Here is a 16,343-nt window from a genome sequence, read left to right on the forward strand (position 1 = left end):
TTTTGTCATACGGCAGTTTTCGAACGACAAACGACTTATATCAAGACATATTATCATTTAGGCTAAAAACATGTCGTATATCTAAAAAAAATTGCTGATCTATAAATGATACCTTTCTTTTGTTTTAAATCAATGCTATTTGATCATGAAAAGTTTATTATTAAAAACGGCGATAACTTTTATGGTAATGGTTATCGTGATCATCGGTACGACCGATGGCAGGGCACAAATGCTTGTTGCGCAAAACGGATCGGAAATAGGGGAAGATTTAGACGCCCCACTTAATACCGTACTCACCTCAATCGGATCGTCTAACTCAAGGCTTGTACTGAAACATTTTAATAAGCATTTTTATAATATTTCTGACGCTCGATGGTACAAAGTAAATGATGGCCTGGTTACCAAGTTTAAACAGGAAACCATTCCCTATACGGTAAGTTATAGTGCAACAGGTATATGGAAACACACGATTAAATACCTGAATGAATCCGCTACTCCAGAAGATCTAAAAAAAATTATTCGTTCAAAATTTGATGGTTATTCTGTTTTACGTGCACGAGAAATTCAGATTCCGGGTACCGTTATTTACCTTGTTCAAATACAAAAAGACAAGCACTATAAAGAAATTTCGGTACATAACAAGCGTATTCGCACACTAAAGAGCTTATACCCGCTTTAGCTTAGCATCTCATTTCACAGATTGTTAGCCCCGATTATCAAATTGACGGAATAGTAGTAATCATAATAGGTTGGTTTCCGGTAAAAAGAAAAGCCCGATAACTAGTCGGGCCTGTTTTCGCGGAGAGTGAGAGATTCGAACTCTCGATACCCTTTTGAGGTATACACACTTTCCAGGCGTGCTCCTTAAACCACTCGGACAACTCTCCGTTTATCCCTTACCTTGAAGGACTGCAAAAATAGGAGTTTTGGCGTATTTGCCAAAATAAAAATGTATTTTTCGGCTAATGTGAATTTGGTGACCGGGGCGAAAGGGTACTAAAAATGCTGTCCTATAAAAAATGTACTAAATCTCATACATTTCAGCGTACTATCCCCCCTTATTGTATAGCCATCACCAACTTCTTGCTTATCTGCCCTTATTAGCGATCGGTTTAGTTAATAAATGTTAAAGTTCGCTATTGCTAAGCTTTCTACATATTCCTTGGAATGTTTTTTGCCTAAGGGCACATAGAATCGCGGAAAGATTTTTAACAATCTAACTGATGAAATTGATAATAAATTGTTTGATCGCCTTAGCCTTATGCTCCTGTAGCAAGGATAACTTTGAAATAGAGACAGAAACGGATATATATACGTGGAATCGCGAATTATATCGCATAACGCCTTCCTATAAATACATTAATAATGTTCGCATCTCCGATGAACCCAAAGAAGAGTTTGTTTCTTATGACGTAATTAAATTAAGCTCACAACAAGCGCAACAACAACAAGACAGTCTTTTTCAAGCGTCCAACGGTAAATATCTATATCGTTTTAAAAAAGTCAGTACACACAAATAACAGTCAGGCATTAACTATTCGACAGTAAGATAAGATTCCTTCAAAGTAATATGGAAAGTTTATAGTTACTTTGAAAGAACCTGATAGAGCAATAAAGCCCATCCAATTACCAAGAAAAGTCCACCAAGAGGGGTGATGGGCCCTAAAAAACGTAGTTTACGACCGAACGCAGAGCTGAGACACAAACCATAAATACTGAATGAAAACAAGATGACACCAACAATAAATAGTATACTAATTGTTTGAAATAGTGCCACATCTTTGTATAGTTCACCTATACCTATCAAAACAATTGCATGGTACATTTGGTATCTTACACCGGTTTCAAAACTTTGCTGTTGGTCAACCGTAAATTTCTTTTTCAAAGCATGAGCACCAAAGGCTCCCAATATTACGGCAAGGAGGCCAAAAGCAGCGCCAAAAATTTGAGCAACCATCTGTTTTTATTTATTAGTCAAGTCATTTAGCATTATTCTTATATGCCCTGTAACGCTTCTTTCAGTATGGTAAAAGAGGCAAGCCTTTTATTCAGATCATAGATATAACTAGTGGCCATCAACTCATTGATACCCATCTCGGCAATAAAGGCCGATAATTGTCGGCTCAAGGTATCTTTGCTACCCACAAAAGTACAAGCAGTCATATTATTTACCGCTTGCTGGACCTCGGGGCTCCATGCCAGGGCCAAAGAAGGATTCGGTGGTTGCAATGGCTGCCGTTGATCCGTCAAAATGCCAATAAACATCCGATACAAACTGGAGGAAAGAAACTCCGCCTCCTCGTCCGTATCTGCTCCAATAACATTAACACAAGCCATAACATAGGGTTCGTTCAGATGTTCTGAAGGACGGAATTCTCGTTTATATATGGAAACGGCTGCTCGAAATTGAGCGGGTGCAAAATGGGATGCAAAGGCATAAGGTAAGCCTAAACGCGCTGCTAAATGTGCACTATCCGTGCTTGAGCCCAATATCCATATTGGAATATCAAGTCCTTCACCGGGAAATGCTCGAACCTTGCTGTCCACATTATCTCCACTTAAAAACTGTTGCAACTCTTTGACATCATCGGGAAACTGAAAAGCGGCGTGCATATTATTTTTCCGCAAAGCCATGGCTGTCAGCTGATCTGTGCCAGGTGCTCGCCCCAAACCTAAGTCGATACGTCCAGGATATAGTGTTTCTAAGGTTCCGAACTGTTCTGCAACAATCAACGGCGTATGATTGGGTAGCATAACTCCACCGGATCCCACCCTAATTGTCTTAGTACGACCAGCGACGTGGCCAATTAATACGGCTGTAGCGGAACTGGCTATATGTTCCATATTGTGGTGCTCCGCTAGCCAAATTCGACGATAACCTAATTCTTCGATGTGCTGGGCTACTCTTACGCTGCTTTCTATTGCTGTTCCTGCATCCCCCCCTTCCACTACTACTGCCAGCTCTAGAGCTGATAAAGGAATTTGTTCTGTCATAGTTCAACAAATGTAGCCTTTAAGGTGAGTTACCGCTGTAAGCTTTAAGTCAAATTCTATTATAAAATGTCAGCCGTCTTTCAGAATCACTCCCCGCTCCGTTCTCATGATTTCCATTAATTGAAGAACATGCCGACGAATACTTAAAGGCAGTGCAGCGTAGCTCTTATCAAATTTCAACGTACGGCAGGCATCCAACGCGCATTCCTGCGCACGAACGCCAATCTTCGCGGTTTTATAAAAAACAAATATCTTGACTCGTAGCGGTTCTTCATCCGATTTATCCTTCCCTTTATAAGAAGCATAAACGACTACAGGATCGATATACCCATCGCCATCTAAATCTGTAAAAGAACAATAGGATGTCCAGAAACGAATATCTCCTTCTTCCTCCTTTATAAAGTCCTTAAATTCTGTTTTTTTTAAATACCCGCCGTGATCCTGTAAGTATAAAATCCCCTTAATGGATGAATTAGTAGCTGTGTCACTCCCAGCCACATAATTATTTTCCAAAAGCAACATATCCCATAAACCACCTCCATCTCTATATTCAAAGCCACGGAATACAGGCATATCTAAATCACCTTCATAAGCAATTTCGTCTATTTCGGCAGCATTTAAGATTCTTATCTCTTGGGCAAATGATACGGCTATAAACAACATTGTACCAACCAGGCATATTACTTTTAAGAAAATCTTCCTATTCTTCATTAGAGCAAATAGATTTGGTATTTAATCACCACAAAACTAACTTAGTCAAATTGATTAATAAATAGCCATTTTCAAGTATTTCACCAGCCATGATAAAAAAAATAAAAGCAGTTATTTTTGATCTTGATGGAACGATCGCTAATACGCTTCCACTTTGCATTCGAGCTTTCCGTGAGTCTATAGAGCCACTAATTGGCCAATCAATTTCGGATCAGGAAATCATCTCTACTTTCGGCCCTTCAGAAGAAGGGACTATTATGGCCCTGGCTCCGGCGCATTATCAACAAGGCGTTTCCAACTATTTAAGTAATTACGAAGTATTACATGAAATATGTCCACAACCGTTTGAAGGTATACGTGAAATGCTGGCTGACCTAAAAAAGCATCAGGTTGAAACGGCTCTTGTGACAGGAAAAGGAGCACTGAGCACCGCCATTTCCCTAAAGCGTTTTGATCTTCTTTCTTTTTTTAAGTTGATCGAAACCGGGTCGCCGAAAGGGCCAAGAAAAGTTGAGGGTATTCAAGCTGTACTAAATCATATGCCTGATTTTAAGAAAACCGAGGTCATTTATGTTGGCGATGCTCCCAGCGATATAACAGCCTGTAAGGACGTTGGCATTCCCATTGTAGCGGCGGCTTGGGCAGAGACTGCAGAGGCTGATAAACTACGAGCCTTAGCACCCGACTTTATGTTTTATGACGTTAAAGATTTTCATGGATGGCTGCTTGAAAAAGTTAAATGAAGGTGGTACTTGTTACGGAAAATCTCTATTATCAGCCTATTGACAAAAGTATGTCGCCACGTATCCAAAACACAAACTTAGTATTATCTTAAAATGAAGTTTATTAAGTTTAACAAGATTTGAACCTAAATGAGCAGCTTAATAAATCGTTTTAAACAACATAACTATTACGTAAAGGAAATCATAGGTCTCCTTTTTGTCCTATTTGGCATTTACTTTTTAAAACAGCAGCGTGAAGAGCTGATCAAAGTAAAAGAAACGACCGTTCAAAGCGACCCTTTATGGGTACTAATTGGCATCATCGGTGTACTTCTATATATCCTACTCCAAGCTCTCATGTATGTCCATAGTTTCAAAACGGTTGGAAAAACATTATCTATCCGACTAGCCACGCAGCTGTTCCTCAAAAGAAACTTATTAAGTGTATTCCTCCCGGGAGGCGGCGTGACATCCTTAGCTTTTTTTACGAAAGAAATTGAACGAACGGGCATCAGTAAAACAAAGATAAATTTTGCTTCCTATATATACGGTGTTATCGGAATCATATCAGTTGTCTTATTCGCCTTTCCGGTTATCCTATACATTTCTTTTACAAATCAACGCTATGGAGGTGAATGGGAAACCTTATTGGCTCTCTGTTTGCTGCTATTTTTGATCGGTTATATCAGTTATGATATTTATGTTGAAGGCAGCTTCTATAGATGGCTATTACCGCGCTTCCCCGCACTTGAGGCAGTTGTTTTAGAACTTAAAAACGGACATTTCAGCAAACAACAACTAGGTTTAACATTGCTCTATTCCATATTGATTGAACTGGTTGGAATAATCCATTTACTATTGGCTATGAAAGCTCTCCATTTACAATACGATGTATCGGCTGCTATACTCGGCTATGTAATTGCAACCTTGTTCCTTTGTATTTCACCTTTTTTAAGGGGGCTTGGAGCCGTCGAAGTATCTTTAGTAGTGGTGCTCAACCGATTCGATTTTAGTACTACAGAGTCACTTTCCATTACTTTTCTATATCGTCTTTTTGAATTTTGGCTACCGCTTCTACTGGGTGTTTTTAGCTTCGTTTTTCAAAAGGGTAATTTAATTTTACGCATTTTTCCGTCTGTACTACTTTTCACACTGGGAATCGTCAATATCGCTTCTGTATTAACGCCTGCTATAGCGAGTAGAGTTAAAACACTGCATCGCTTCATTCCAAATGATACGATTCACTTCTCTAACTACATGGTTTTGCTGATCGGACTACTGCTGCTTATCTGCTCGGCATTTTTAATTAAAGGGTTAAGAAATGCTTGGCTAATTGCACTACTACTTAGTTCTTTATCTTTTATCGGTCATCTTACCAAGGCGATCGACTATGAAGAGGCCTCTTTGGCACTGTTCACAATCGTCACGTTATCTGTTACCTATAAACAATATTACATCAAAGGTGATAAGAAGCTTCAAACATTTAGTATCACTACCTCCCTCATCGTTATTTGTGCTGTATTAATCTATGGAACAATAGGCTTTTATCTTTTAAAAGCCAATCACTTTCATGAAAATTTTTCAATTCTTGACTCGTTTGTTAACACCCTGGCTTGTCTTATTCTAGTAGACACCACTTATCTAAATCCACATACGGAATTTGCCAGACTATTTGTTTATTCCATTAATTTATTCGGTGCTCTTGCCATCTTAATGTTATTCTATTCATTCATCCAACCCTATATTTTTAAAACTAAAAGAAACGAAGAAGAATTGATTAGAGCACATGCAGTGATTACCAATTACGGAAAATCAGCGGTTGATCATTTTAAGCTTGCCAATGACAAGCTATTCTTCTTTCCTGCGGATATAGATTCCATGATCGCGTATAAAATAGCCAATAGCTTCGCTGTTGTCTTACATGAACCGGTATGCTTTGACTCACCACTAGTTAAGGAGCAAACAATTTATGCATTTGAAAGATTCTGCCAGCAAAATAGTCTAAAAGCCATTTATTATCGTGTGGATGAGGATAATTTAGAATTCTATAGATCAATTAAGAAAAAAGCACTTCCTATCGGGCAAGAGGCAATTGTCGACTTAAGCCGATTTAACCTGGAAGGTAAAAGCAACAAATCCTTAAGAAATGCCTTGAATAATATCGAAAAGAAGGGTTTTATTACGAAGATTTACACGCCACCAATAAAAGATGGCTTGCTCCAAAAATTAAAGTCGGTCTCAGACGAATGGCTGATTATGCTCAATCGGGAAGAAATGGTTTTCTCTCAGGGGGCTTTTAATGAGACAGAATTGAAACAGCACACCATTATTACCTTAGAGAATACGGATGAAAAGGTCGTGAGCTTTCTAAATATTATACCGGATTATATGCCCGGTGAGACTACTTATGATCTTATTAGAAAAACAGCCGACGCCCCTAGCGGAAATATGGATTGTATTCTTATAAAACTAATAGAGTATGCTCAACAACAAGGGTTCAAATCTTTGAACATGGGCTTAGCTCCTTTTTCCGGTATTGACTCACCGACGGATATACCACAACGGACCATTAAGTTCGCCTACGAAAAACTGCAACAATTCAAACATTACAAAGGCTTAAGAGAGTTTAAAGACAAATATAATCCCACATGGCACACTAAGTATTTAATCTACTCAAACGACTACGATCTCCTGCATATCCCCCTTGCTTTAAATAAAGTGATGAAAGCTTAACGCAATAAGCAACGCCTTTTTTTGGGCAAGGGCACTTCAAATTTTTTTCAAAATTAGTCTCTATCTTGTGCTCTATTTAGCGTTTTGTTAATTTATTCTGTGGAAACCGATAAGTTTAAGCGATAATTGGCTATAAAGTATATTTTTAAGTCCCCGCATCCGGTTTGCTCATCAGATGTAAAACTAGTCGTAAATGAAAATTTTGGTAATAGAAGACAATAAAGAACTCGCTAGCAGTATTCATGATTACCTAGCTGGAGAAAATTATATCTGTGAGCTGGCTTTTAGCGCAACCGAAGCGCGCGAAAAATTGCTCTTCTTTACCTACGACTGTATAATTCTTGATATTATGCTTCCGGATGGAAACGGGCTCGAGTTGCTCAACTTGGTAAAAGAAGAACACATCAACGGTTCTATATTGATTATTTCTGCCAAAGGAGCGCTAGATGATAAAATAAAGGGCCTAGAAGAAGGAGCCGATGATTATCTTACCAAACCTTTTCACTTGCCGGAACTTCATGCACGTCTGAGAGCCATACATCGAAGAAAAAATCTAGACGGCAATAATATCATCTCTTTTAAGGAAATCACGTTAAATACTAATACCTTTGAATTAAAAATACATGGAAAAGCACTAGATGCGACCAGAAAGGAGTTTGAGCTTCTTCTTTATTTTCTGGTAAACAAAAATAGAGTTTTATCACGACAAGCTATTGCCAACCACCTTTGGGGCGATTACACGGATAATCTTAGCAATGTAGACTTTGTTTACCAGCACGTTAAGAATCTCCGAAAAAAAATCAATATGGCGGGTGGCGACGATTACATTGACACAATTTATGGTTTAGGATATAAGTTCAACACAAACAAGGGTTGATATAAATTCCAGATAATGAAATTAGCGGACAAATTTACACTGTGGTTTTTGGCGATAATATTACTTGTAACGCCTATCAGTATGTTCACGACATTAAGTAACATACGCAATCGTATCGATAATTCAGAAATAGAGCGCTTAAAAGCTGTCAACAATGAAGTAGCCGAGCAGTTGAAAGCAGGAATTGCGCCCGATCAGTATTCGCAGGGAAGACCAATCGCTATATTGAAGATAAACAGCGCCTTACCCCAAAACAGGGTACAAGTACAAAAACAACAATGTGACAGTACCGCTTCCGTTACCGATGAATGCCGAATAACGGTCAGTTGTTATTATACCATAAATGGCATCAATTATCAAGTATCTTCCTATAATTACGTAACGCAATCAAAACAGATTTTAAAAGGGATGCTCTTAACGGCCATTTTGAAAACTGTATTGATCGCTTTAGTGGTTCTCTTAACCGTCCGTTTGGTATCCAAAAAGATTCTTTCTCCATTTAATCAAACACTGAAAAGTATACAGAAATTTAGCATTAAAAAAAAGCAGCCGTTAACGCTTAATCATACTAATACGAAGGAATTCCAAGAACTGAACCGATTTCTGAAAAAGATGACGGACAAGGCAATCAAAGAATATAGTTTGGTAAAAGAATTTAGCGAAAATGCATCGCATGAACTGCAAACTCCACTAGCTGTTCTACGAAGCAAATTGGAGCTACTTACGGAAACGGACATACAGCAAAATCAGGCATCGCTTATCGCAGACATGCAAAACGCGATCGAGAAGTTGTCAAAAATCAATCACTCGCTCCTTTTACTCACGAAACTGGAAAATCAGGAATTTGAAGCGACCAAAGAAATAAACTTCACTAAACAGGTTCTTGAGTTACTCACGATTTATGAAGATAGGATAGCAATTAAAGAGCTAAAGGTAACGCAACACATCGATCCTGATATTACCGTCAGAATTAATCCGGCCTTAGCGGACATGTTGTTCGATAATCTGCTTAGCAATGCAATCAGGCATAATGTAAAGAATGGAACCATTTTCCTAGAAATAAATAAAAAGGGAATTTTAATAAAAAATACCGGCCCCGAACCGATTTTCCCAACAGAGGAGTTATTCCAACGCTTTAAGAAAAGCAATCAGTGCAGCAACAGTGTAGGTTTGGGTCTTGCTATTGTTAAACGAATTTGTGAATTGAATAACTTTGATGTCCAATACACTTACGAAAACAGGTTGCATATGCTAACCGTTGATTTTCCAAGAGCTGGGCTTACGGAGACTGATCGAGAGGAAGGTATTTCGGTTTTGGGGCAGGACAATCAAATTGTTACATTAGGATAACAAAATAATCACATTTTGATCACTTCCTTCAAATTCTCTTCAAAATCATTCCCCAATTTCACAAAAGATACTACTAATACTTTTATTTTTTGTGAAATATTCATTCCGTTGGATAATAAGGTATTGCATTTCAAGCCTATTATCATTAATGTTAACACAACATGCTTGGACACAGCAAAAATTGTCTCTAAAGGAAGCCCTCGAATTAGCAATTAACAACTACGGCAGTGTCAAGGCTAAAGCGAATTATGCCAAGGCTTCTTTTTCTTCCGTTGAGCAAGCTAAACGAGATTATCTTCCTAACTTGGTCTTATCCGCGCAACAAGATTATGGAACAGTCAATGGTCAGAACGGACCTCTCTATGGTTTTGGTGGATACGGTGTAGCCTCTTCGGGGCTACCGCTTCCAAACCAGAACTGGAATGCCGCGTTTGGATCGCTTTATTTAGCCAATGTCAATTGGGAATTCTTCTCCTTTGGAAAAGCTAAGGAGCGGATCAAAGTAGCACGAGAAGTTGCCGAACGAGACAATATGGATTTGCAACAGGAGCTGTTCAATCATCAGGTAAAAGTGTCAGCGGCTTATTTGAATCTTCTGGCTGCACAAAAACTCACGCTTTCGTATAAGAAGAATCTCTTTCGGGCCGATACATTCCGCCAAGTGGTTGTCACCAGAGCATTGAATGGGCTCATTGCCGGCGTAGATTCTTCCTTGGCAAATGCGGAGGTATCTAACGCTAAAATAGCATTGACCAAAGCAAAAGATTTTGAACAGGAACAGAGTAACAAGCTGGCGCAATTAATGGGTATTCCTCCAACCGAATTTACCTTAGATAGTTTTTTTATTTCGCATGTACCGGCAGGTATGGAACAGTCGACCGACAGTGATATTGCAAACCACCCTACTTTGAGATGGTATCAATCCCGTATTAATGTGGGGAAAGAACAAAAAAAGTATCTAAAAACACTTTATTACCCTTCCTTATCACTTGTGGGAATCTTTCAGACCAGGGGTTCAGGTTTTCGAAGTGACTACGCGAGTAATCAACAAGCTTTTACACAAAATTATTTCGACGGTATTAAGCCAAGTCGTTCAAATTATCTCATTGGGATCGGTTTGACTTGGAATTTAACCCAACCACTTCGGATTTCGAAACAAGTAAAAGGACAAACCTTTACGAACCAGGCTTTAACAGATGAATTTGAATTGGCGAATCAGCAAATCCGGGCCCAATTAGTTTTAGCGGATACGAAAATTGAAAATGCATTAAGCAATTATAGAGAAGTGCCAACCCAAGTTAAAGCCGCCTCGGACGCGTTTTTGCAGAAATCGGTACTCTATAAAAATGGGTTAACCAATTTAGTGGATGTCACACAAGCCCTGTATGCGCTCATACGGGCAGAGACGGATCGTGATATCGCCTACAACAACGTTTGGCAGGCTTTATTATACAAAGCTGCTGCTTCCGGCGATTTCAGCTTATTTGTTAACAAAATAGAACCTTAGCATTTATTGCTGCAAAAAAAACAGTTAAAAAGAATCTAAATAAACTATCATGAATTTAATTCGCTTTGCATTACGTAAACCGATAACCATAATGGTCATAGTAGCAGGGCTATTTTTCTTTGGAATAAAAGCAGTTACTTCCATTAAGATCGATATCTTCCCAAAACTAGATATGCCTGTAATTTATATTTCCCACCCTTTTACAGGTTATACGCCCGAGCAGATGGAGTCTTTCTTTGCTAAACAATATGTAAACATACTCCTCTATACGAATGGGCTAAAAAGTATAGAGACAAAGAATATACAGGGATTAACCCTAATGAAATTGAACTTTTATCCAGGGACCAATATGGCGCAGGCAGCGGCCGAGCTTGCCTCTTTCACAAATCGTATCCAAGCGATATTCCCTCCCGGATCAAACCCACCCTTCATTATACGTTTTGATGCCTCAACATTGCCCGTTGGCCAACTTGTATTGAGTAGCAAAACGAGAAGCAATAATGAGTTGGCAGATTTAGCTAACACCTATGTCCGTTCTTCTTTTACGTCAATAAGCGGGCTAGTCGCTCCCCCTCCTTTTGGCGGAAATGTCAGAACCATTGTTATCAAAGCCGACCCTGCATTACTTCGATCCCACAATATGACGCCAGACCAATTAGTAGAGGCCTTGAAAATCAATAATCAAACCGCCCCGTCGGGAAATGTAAGAGTTGGCGACAAAAATTACATCACACCTACTAATACAACGATTAAAGATGTTAAAGATTTTGAAAATATACCACTTTTCAAAAGTGGTGTCCAAAACCTTTATCTGAGAGATGTAGCAACTGTCGAAGATGCCGCTGACATTACTTCTGGTTATGCCTTGGTAAATGGTAAACGCTCAGTCTATTTAAATGTTGCAAAAAGTGCTGATGCCTCCACTTGGGAAGTAGTAAAAAAACTGAAGGCCGCAGTTCCAAAAATTCAAAGTCAACTGCCGGAGGATGTTCAAGTAAGCTACGAATTCGACCAATCGGTTTATGTTATGAATTCGGTAAAAAGCTTATTAACTGAAGGTGCCATAGGTGCTATACTCACGGGATTGATGGTTATTCTATTCTTAGGCGACCTACGTGGCGCTTTGATTGTTATCCTTACCATCCCAACATCCATTATATCAGGGGTCCTATTTCTTAATTTATTCGGGCAAACCATCAATATAATGACACTGAGCGGTTTGGCTTTGGCAATCGGAATTCTGGTGGATGAAAGTACGGTAACCATTGAGAACATTCACCAGCATTTTGATATGGGAAAACCAAAAGCTTTAGCGATTTGGGATGCCTGTAAAGAAATTGCCTTTCCTAAGCTCTTAATTCTCTTTTGTATTTTGGCCGTGTTTGCTCCAGCCTTTACAATGGGGGGCATACCTGGATCGCTTTTTCTACCGCTAGCTTTGGCTATCGGCTTCAGTATGATTGTATCCTATTTTCTGGCACAAACCTTTGTTCCTATTATGGCTAACTGGATTATGAAGGTAAAGCATCACAAAAAAGCAGATGGATCGAATTTAACCGATGCTGAAGAGCTCGAATTGGCCGGCCTTTCTACCGACGATCATCACGCACAGATCGAACAAAAAATTGCTGCTGCCAGAACTGCCGACAGAAATCATAATGAAAAGATTGGCGTTTTTGAGAAGATACGAATGCGCTATTTACGTTTTATCGAACGCATTATGCCTTATCGCAAAGCAATTGTTGTTGCCTATCTTTTAATTATTTGTGGATTGGCAAGTATATTGATGATGCAAATCGGCCGAGACGTATTACCAAAAGTAAATGGAAGTCAATTCCAAGTACGCCTACGCGCCCCCGACGGCACCAGAATTGAAGAAACCGAGCGCAAGACAAACAAAGCCATTGAAGCTATCAAGAAGTTAGTAGGTCCGGAGAACGTGTCGATCACCTCTGCCTATGTAGGTTTGCATCCATCTCTTTTCTCCACAAGTCCTATTTACCTATGGATGGCAGGCCCACATGAATCCGTCATTCAAGTAGCATTGAGTGAACACTATAAAACTGACCTGGATAAACTCAAAGAGAACATTCGATCTGCATTTGCTAAAGATTTACCGGAAGTAACAACCTCCTTTGAACCGATAGAATTAACGGATAAAATTCTAAGTCAAGGTTCGCCTACTCCAATAGAAGTCCGATTCTCCGGAAGAAATAAAAAGGTGAGCGAGGCATTTGCGCAAAAGCTTATTACTAAACTTAAAAAAATAGATTACCTAAGAGATGTTCAATTGGGGCAGTCTACCAAATACCCATCAATCAATATTAATGTAGATAGAACAAGAGCCGCACAATTGGGCGTTGATATGAATGACGTTTCCCGATCTTTGATTGCCTCTACGTCTTCTTCGCGGTATACCGATAAAAATATTTGGATCGACCAACGCATTGGCAACAGTTACAGTGTTCAAGTACAGATTCCGGAAAATAAAATGAACAGTATCAATGAAATCAATGAAATACCTTTATTGAAAAATTCATCCAGACCCGTACTGGGAGATGTTGCTACCATAAATTCGGGTATAACCTACGGTGAAACTGACAATTTAGGAGCGATGCCCATGTTATCTGTAACGGCTAACATTAATCAGCAGGATTTAGGTACCGCGTCTAAAGAAGTAGAAAAGGCGATTTCCTCACTGGGTGAACTGCCTCGCGGTTTGGAAGTAGAATTGATCGGTTTAAGCAATACGCTAACCGAAACTATGGACAGTTTAGAAAGCGGTCTATTAGTGGCTATTGTGGTCATATTCTTAATGCTTGCCGCTAACTTCCAATCGTTTAAAGTTTCTGGAATTGTTTTAGCAACCGTCCCTGCAGTTATTTTAGGTTCTATCGGTCTTCTATTATTAACAGGATCTACCTTAAATTTGCAATCTTATATGGGTATGATCATGTCGGTGGGCGTATCAATATCCAATGCCGTTTTGCTGATTACCAATGCTGAAGAGATACGGAAGACGACAGGAGATGCTATTTCTTCGGCAACAGGGGCTGCCTCACTCAGATTAAGACCTATTGTAATGACGGCATTGGCCATGGTGGTTGGTATGATTCCGATGGCCAGTGGATTGGGAGAGGCCGGTGACCAATCCTCTCCTTTGGGTAGAGCTGTGATCGGGGGCCTTGTGGCGTCGACTTTTGCGGCACTTTTTATCCTGCCGTTGGTATTCGCCTGGGGGCAAGGTAAAGCCAGCACACAAAGTGTGTCTCTTGATCCGGAAGACGAAGAAAGTATTCATTACATTCCATCTATTACTAAAAATTAAAAAAATTCAAATATGAACTCTTACAGATTTGTTTTATTGACCAGCGGTTTATTGAGCATAACCTGCATGTTGGCTCGGTGCACCTCACCTATACAAAAAGCGGAGGCCGAAAATCAAAAAGCAAAGGAGGAGTCGGCTCCATTGGAAATATTTAAATTGAGCAAAGGCCAACTTTCTTCTTCTATTAAAATTCCCGGAGAGCTTATTGCCTATCAACAAGTGGATTTATACGCCAAAGTTAGTAGTTTCGTAAAAAAGCTAAATGTGGATGTCGGCAGTGTCGTATCTGCAGGGCAAATACTCGCTACAATGGAAGCGCCCGAATTGAATTCACAACTAGCAGGAGCTGAATCCCGCCTGAAATCGCAAGAAGCTGTTTATCTAGCAAGTAAAGCTACTTATCAACGGTTACTGGAAACCAGCAAAACACCGGGGACGGTATCACAAAACGATCTCGATTTAGCATTGGCTAAACAGAATTCAGATCTTGCGCAATTTAAAGCGGCACAGGCTGCCTATCGCGAGGTCGGCGACACAAAAAATTATCTTGAAATAAGGGCACCTTTTTCGGGTATTATAACTGCGCGGAATGTCAGCGCAGGTGCTTATGTTGGTCCTTCCGGTAAAGGTTCTGAGGCCCCTATTTTTACTTTACAGCAGCAGGACAAGCTCCGTTTAGTGGTCAGTGTGCCCGAACTATATTCAGCCTATTTGAATCGCCAAAATGAAATCAAGTTTTCGGTTAAAGCTTTACCAAGTGAATCTTTTACGGCCAAAGTCGCGAGGTTAGCAGGCGCATTGGATCCCCGTCTTCGTTCACAACGTATCGAAATGGATGTTAATAATAGTAATAAACAATTGCTACCGGGCATGATTACAGAAGTTGAAATTCCGCTTACCGGCGCCGAGCATACTTTTGTAGTGCCTACAGAAGCGGTTCTCAATTCAACCCTAGGAACTTTTGTGATTAAAGTAGAACACGATAGTACGAAATGGATCCCCGTCAATCTCGGCCGTCAAGCGGACGGAAAATCAGAAGTTTTTGGACCCCTTAATGAATCTACACAACTCGTTAGATTGGCGACAGAAGAAATACGAGATAAGGAACCCGTACGTGCGCCTGTAAAATTAATACAATAAGGCAATAAAAGCTATTGTAAATAACGTTACAATAGCTTTCTACCGACCTTTTCCTTATAGGTTTTCTCTTTTTTAACTTACTTGCTTTGTACTTATTATGGCAGACAGTACCTCTTCCAAATTATCCAACCCTCTAGTACGAATGTTAAAAGTGTGCTGCAGGGCTTCAATAACCTCACAAGCAGTACTAAAAAGAAACGACTCTTTTCTTCCGCTATCATATCGAATATTCAACACATTATCATGTAACGTATAACGGCCATCATCATCTACTTTCGCCACAATAAGCTGTTTTGTAAAGTGTGAATTGGGATGTGTTGAGACATACCAGTTGGCCACTTCATAGTCTATCGACTCCAAAACCTCTGTGTAAAACTGGTAGATCGACCGCCACTCATTCTCTTGCAATACCTGCAGGATATAAAATTTTTCCTTTTGTATAATGCGAAAGATTCCATGTTGCGTTTCCTGCACAATGTCAGGAGCAAAAAGTAAGGGAGCCGTTAAGGTCATAGCCCCAAACCCAACATCGGCTATATAAGCTTGGCCTTCGTAAACTATATGTAATAACATATGAGTTCTCGCCGTTATCTGGGTTGGATCTATATTCCAAATCACTCTTGCCCAAAATCCACTTACCTGAAAACCTAGTTGTATCAATACCTGCTTAAACAACGTATTATGTTCAAAGCAATACCCTCCTCTATGTGACAGTATTAATTTATCGAAAATATCCTCAATGCCTAGACTTATCGGTCTTCCGGTAAGCGGATTCAAATTTTCAAAGGGAATGTATTTTGGATGTAGTCGATGTATCTCCATCAACGTTTCCAGGTTGGTATCCGGTCGCTGCGTATAATGAATTCGCTCTAAATATGCTTTTAAATCAACCATATATAAATTTATTAAATGGTTATAGATAACAAGAACATCTAACGCCCTCCCCTCCTAATTATTATTCCTTCATTCTTATTTCTGATT

At 39.5% G+C, this 16,343-nt stretch carries 13 protein-coding genes and 1 tRNA gene; 9 read left to right on the forward strand and 5 right to left on the reverse strand.

Going from position 1 to position 16,343, the window contains the following annotated elements; translation table 11 throughout:
• Positions 1–145 precede the first annotated feature (145 nt).
• The gene (locus FKG96_RS17385; protein ID WP_130855740.1) at positions 146–679 is read left to right on the forward strand and encodes a hypothetical protein; all 534 of its coding nucleotides are present in this window, start codon (positions 146–148) and stop codon (positions 677–679) included.
• 120 nt (positions 680–799) lie between these two features.
• On the opposite strand, the gene FKG96_RS17390 is transcribed toward FKG96_RS17385, so the two are convergent.
• A tRNA-Ser gene (locus FKG96_RS17390) sits at positions 800–887 on the reverse strand.
• 336 nt (positions 888–1,223) lie between these two features.
• Here FKG96_RS17390 and FKG96_RS17395 point away from each other — a divergent pair.
• On the forward strand, positions 1,224–1,520 hold the full coding sequence (locus FKG96_RS17395) for a hypothetical protein (protein ID WP_130855739.1): 297 nt from the start codon (positions 1,224–1,226) through the stop codon (positions 1,518–1,520).
• 65 nt (positions 1,521–1,585) lie between these two features.
• Here FKG96_RS17395 and FKG96_RS17400 read toward each other — a convergent pair whose 3' ends face one another.
• From FKG96_RS17400 to FKG96_RS17410, 3 genes are all read right to left on the reverse strand, one after another.
• The gene (locus FKG96_RS17400) at positions 1,586–1,957 is read right to left on the reverse strand and encodes a DUF423 domain-containing protein (RefSeq protein ID WP_013667298.1); all 372 of its coding nucleotides are present in this window, start codon (positions 1,955–1,957) and stop codon (positions 1,586–1,588) included.
• Positions 1,958–1,995: 38 nt separating this feature from the next.
• A complete protein-coding gene (locus tag FKG96_RS17405) occupies positions 1,996–2,994 on the reverse strand; it encodes an LLM class flavin-dependent oxidoreductase (protein WP_013667299.1) in 999 nt (332 codons plus the stop codon).
• A gap of 69 nt (positions 2,995–3,063) precedes the next feature.
• Positions 3,064–3,705 (reverse strand): M949_RS01915 family surface polysaccharide biosynthesis protein, encoded by a 642-nt coding sequence (locus FKG96_RS17410; RefSeq protein WP_049795072.1) that lies wholly within the window; start codon positions 3,703–3,705, stop codon positions 3,064–3,066.
• 89 nt (positions 3,706–3,794) lie between these two features.
• Between FKG96_RS17410 and FKG96_RS17415 the strand changes: the two genes are divergently transcribed.
• The 7 genes from FKG96_RS17415 to FKG96_RS17445 all read left to right on the forward strand — a co-directional run bounded on the left by FKG96_RS17415 (position 3,795) and on the right by FKG96_RS17445 (position 15,362).
• Positions 3,795–4,448, forward strand: coding sequence for an HAD family hydrolase (locus tag FKG96_RS17415; RefSeq protein WP_013667301.1), 654 nt, complete (start codon positions 3,795–3,797; stop codon positions 4,446–4,448).
• Positions 4,449–4,577: 129 nt separating this feature from the next.
• Positions 4,578–7,160 carry a phosphatidylglycerol lysyltransferase domain-containing protein gene (locus FKG96_RS17420; protein WP_130855738.1) on the forward strand — a complete coding sequence of 861 codons (2,583 nt, stop codon included), beginning with the start codon at positions 4,578–4,580 and terminating at the stop codon, positions 7,158–7,160.
• A 193-nt stretch (positions 7,161–7,353) separates the two neighbouring features.
• Positions 7,354–8,037, forward strand: a complete 684-nt coding sequence (locus FKG96_RS17425; RefSeq protein WP_013667304.1) for a response regulator transcription factor — start codon at positions 7,354–7,356, stop codon at positions 8,035–8,037.
• Between the two features lie 15 nt (positions 8,038–8,052).
• A complete protein-coding gene (locus FKG96_RS17430; RefSeq protein WP_130855737.1) occupies positions 8,053–9,387 on the forward strand; it encodes a HAMP domain-containing sensor histidine kinase in 1,335 nt (444 codons plus the stop codon).
• A 148-nt stretch (positions 9,388–9,535) separates the two neighbouring features.
• Entirely contained in the window at positions 9,536–10,894 is a 1,359-nt protein-coding gene (locus FKG96_RS17435; RefSeq protein WP_013667306.1) for a TolC family protein, read from the forward strand.
• Positions 10,895–10,943: 49 nt separating this feature from the next.
• Positions 10,944–14,222, forward strand: a complete 3,279-nt coding sequence (locus FKG96_RS17440) for an efflux RND transporter permease subunit (RefSeq protein WP_149105727.1) — start codon at positions 10,944–10,946, stop codon at positions 14,220–14,222.
• 12 nt (positions 14,223–14,234) lie between these two features.
• On the forward strand, positions 14,235–15,362 hold the full coding sequence (locus FKG96_RS17445; protein WP_130855735.1) for an efflux RND transporter periplasmic adaptor subunit: 1,128 nt from the start codon (positions 14,235–14,237) through the stop codon (positions 15,360–15,362).
• A 72-nt stretch (positions 15,363–15,434) separates the two neighbouring features.
• Here FKG96_RS17445 and FKG96_RS17450 read toward each other — a convergent pair whose 3' ends face one another.
• Positions 15,435–16,256 carry an arylamine N-acetyltransferase gene (locus tag FKG96_RS17450; protein ID WP_130855734.1) on the reverse strand — a complete coding sequence of 274 codons (822 nt, stop codon included), beginning with the start codon at positions 16,254–16,256 and terminating at the stop codon, positions 15,435–15,437.
• Positions 16,257–16,343 lie beyond the last annotated feature (87 nt).

Origin of the sequence: Olivibacter sp. LS-1, from assembly GCF_008245145.1 — a bacterium.
In the GTDB taxonomy this organism is placed as follows: domain Bacteria; phylum Bacteroidota; class Bacteroidia; order Sphingobacteriales; family Sphingobacteriaceae; genus Olivibacter; species Olivibacter oleidegradans.

What these genes read in the sequence shown, in the direction of transcription:
- FKG96_RS17385 (WP_130855740.1), top strand. Translation starts at nt 146, where the DNA reads ATGAAAAGTTTATTATTAAAAACGGCGATAACTTTTATGGTAATGGTT.
- FKG96_RS17395 (WP_130855739.1), top strand. Translation starts at nt 1,224, where the DNA reads ATGAAATTGATAATAAATTGTTTGATCGCCTTAGCCTTATGCTCCTGT.
- FKG96_RS17400 (WP_013667298.1), bottom strand. Translation starts at nt 1,957, where the DNA reads ATGGTTGCTCAAATTTTTGGCGCTGCTTTTGGCCTCCTTGCCGTAATA.
- FKG96_RS17405 (WP_013667299.1), bottom strand. Translation starts at nt 2,994, where the DNA reads ATGACAGAACAAATTCCTTTATCAGCTCTAGAGCTGGCAGTAGTAGTG.
- FKG96_RS17410 (WP_049795072.1), bottom strand. Translation starts at nt 3,705, where the DNA reads ATGAAGAATAGGAAGATTTTCTTAAAAGTAATATGCCTGGTTGGTACA.
- FKG96_RS17415 (WP_013667301.1), top strand. Translation starts at nt 3,795, where the DNA reads ATGATAAAAAAAATAAAAGCAGTTATTTTTGATCTTGATGGAACGATC.
- FKG96_RS17420 (WP_130855738.1), top strand. Translation starts at nt 4,578, where the DNA reads ATGAGCAGCTTAATAAATCGTTTTAAACAACATAACTATTACGTAAAG.
- FKG96_RS17425 (WP_013667304.1), top strand. Translation starts at nt 7,354, where the DNA reads ATGAAAATTTTGGTAATAGAAGACAATAAAGAACTCGCTAGCAGTATT.
- FKG96_RS17430 (WP_130855737.1), top strand. Translation starts at nt 8,053, where the DNA reads ATGAAATTAGCGGACAAATTTACACTGTGGTTTTTGGCGATAATATTA.
- FKG96_RS17435 (WP_013667306.1), top strand. Translation starts at nt 9,536, where the DNA reads ATGTTAACACAACATGCTTGGACACAGCAAAAATTGTCTCTAAAGGAA.
- FKG96_RS17440 (WP_149105727.1), top strand. Translation starts at nt 10,944, where the DNA reads ATGAATTTAATTCGCTTTGCATTACGTAAACCGATAACCATAATGGTC.
- FKG96_RS17445 (WP_130855735.1), top strand. Translation starts at nt 14,235, where the DNA reads ATGAACTCTTACAGATTTGTTTTATTGACCAGCGGTTTATTGAGCATA.
- FKG96_RS17450 (WP_130855734.1), bottom strand. Translation starts at nt 16,256, where the DNA reads ATGGTTGATTTAAAAGCATATTTAGAGCGAATTCATTATACGCAGCGA.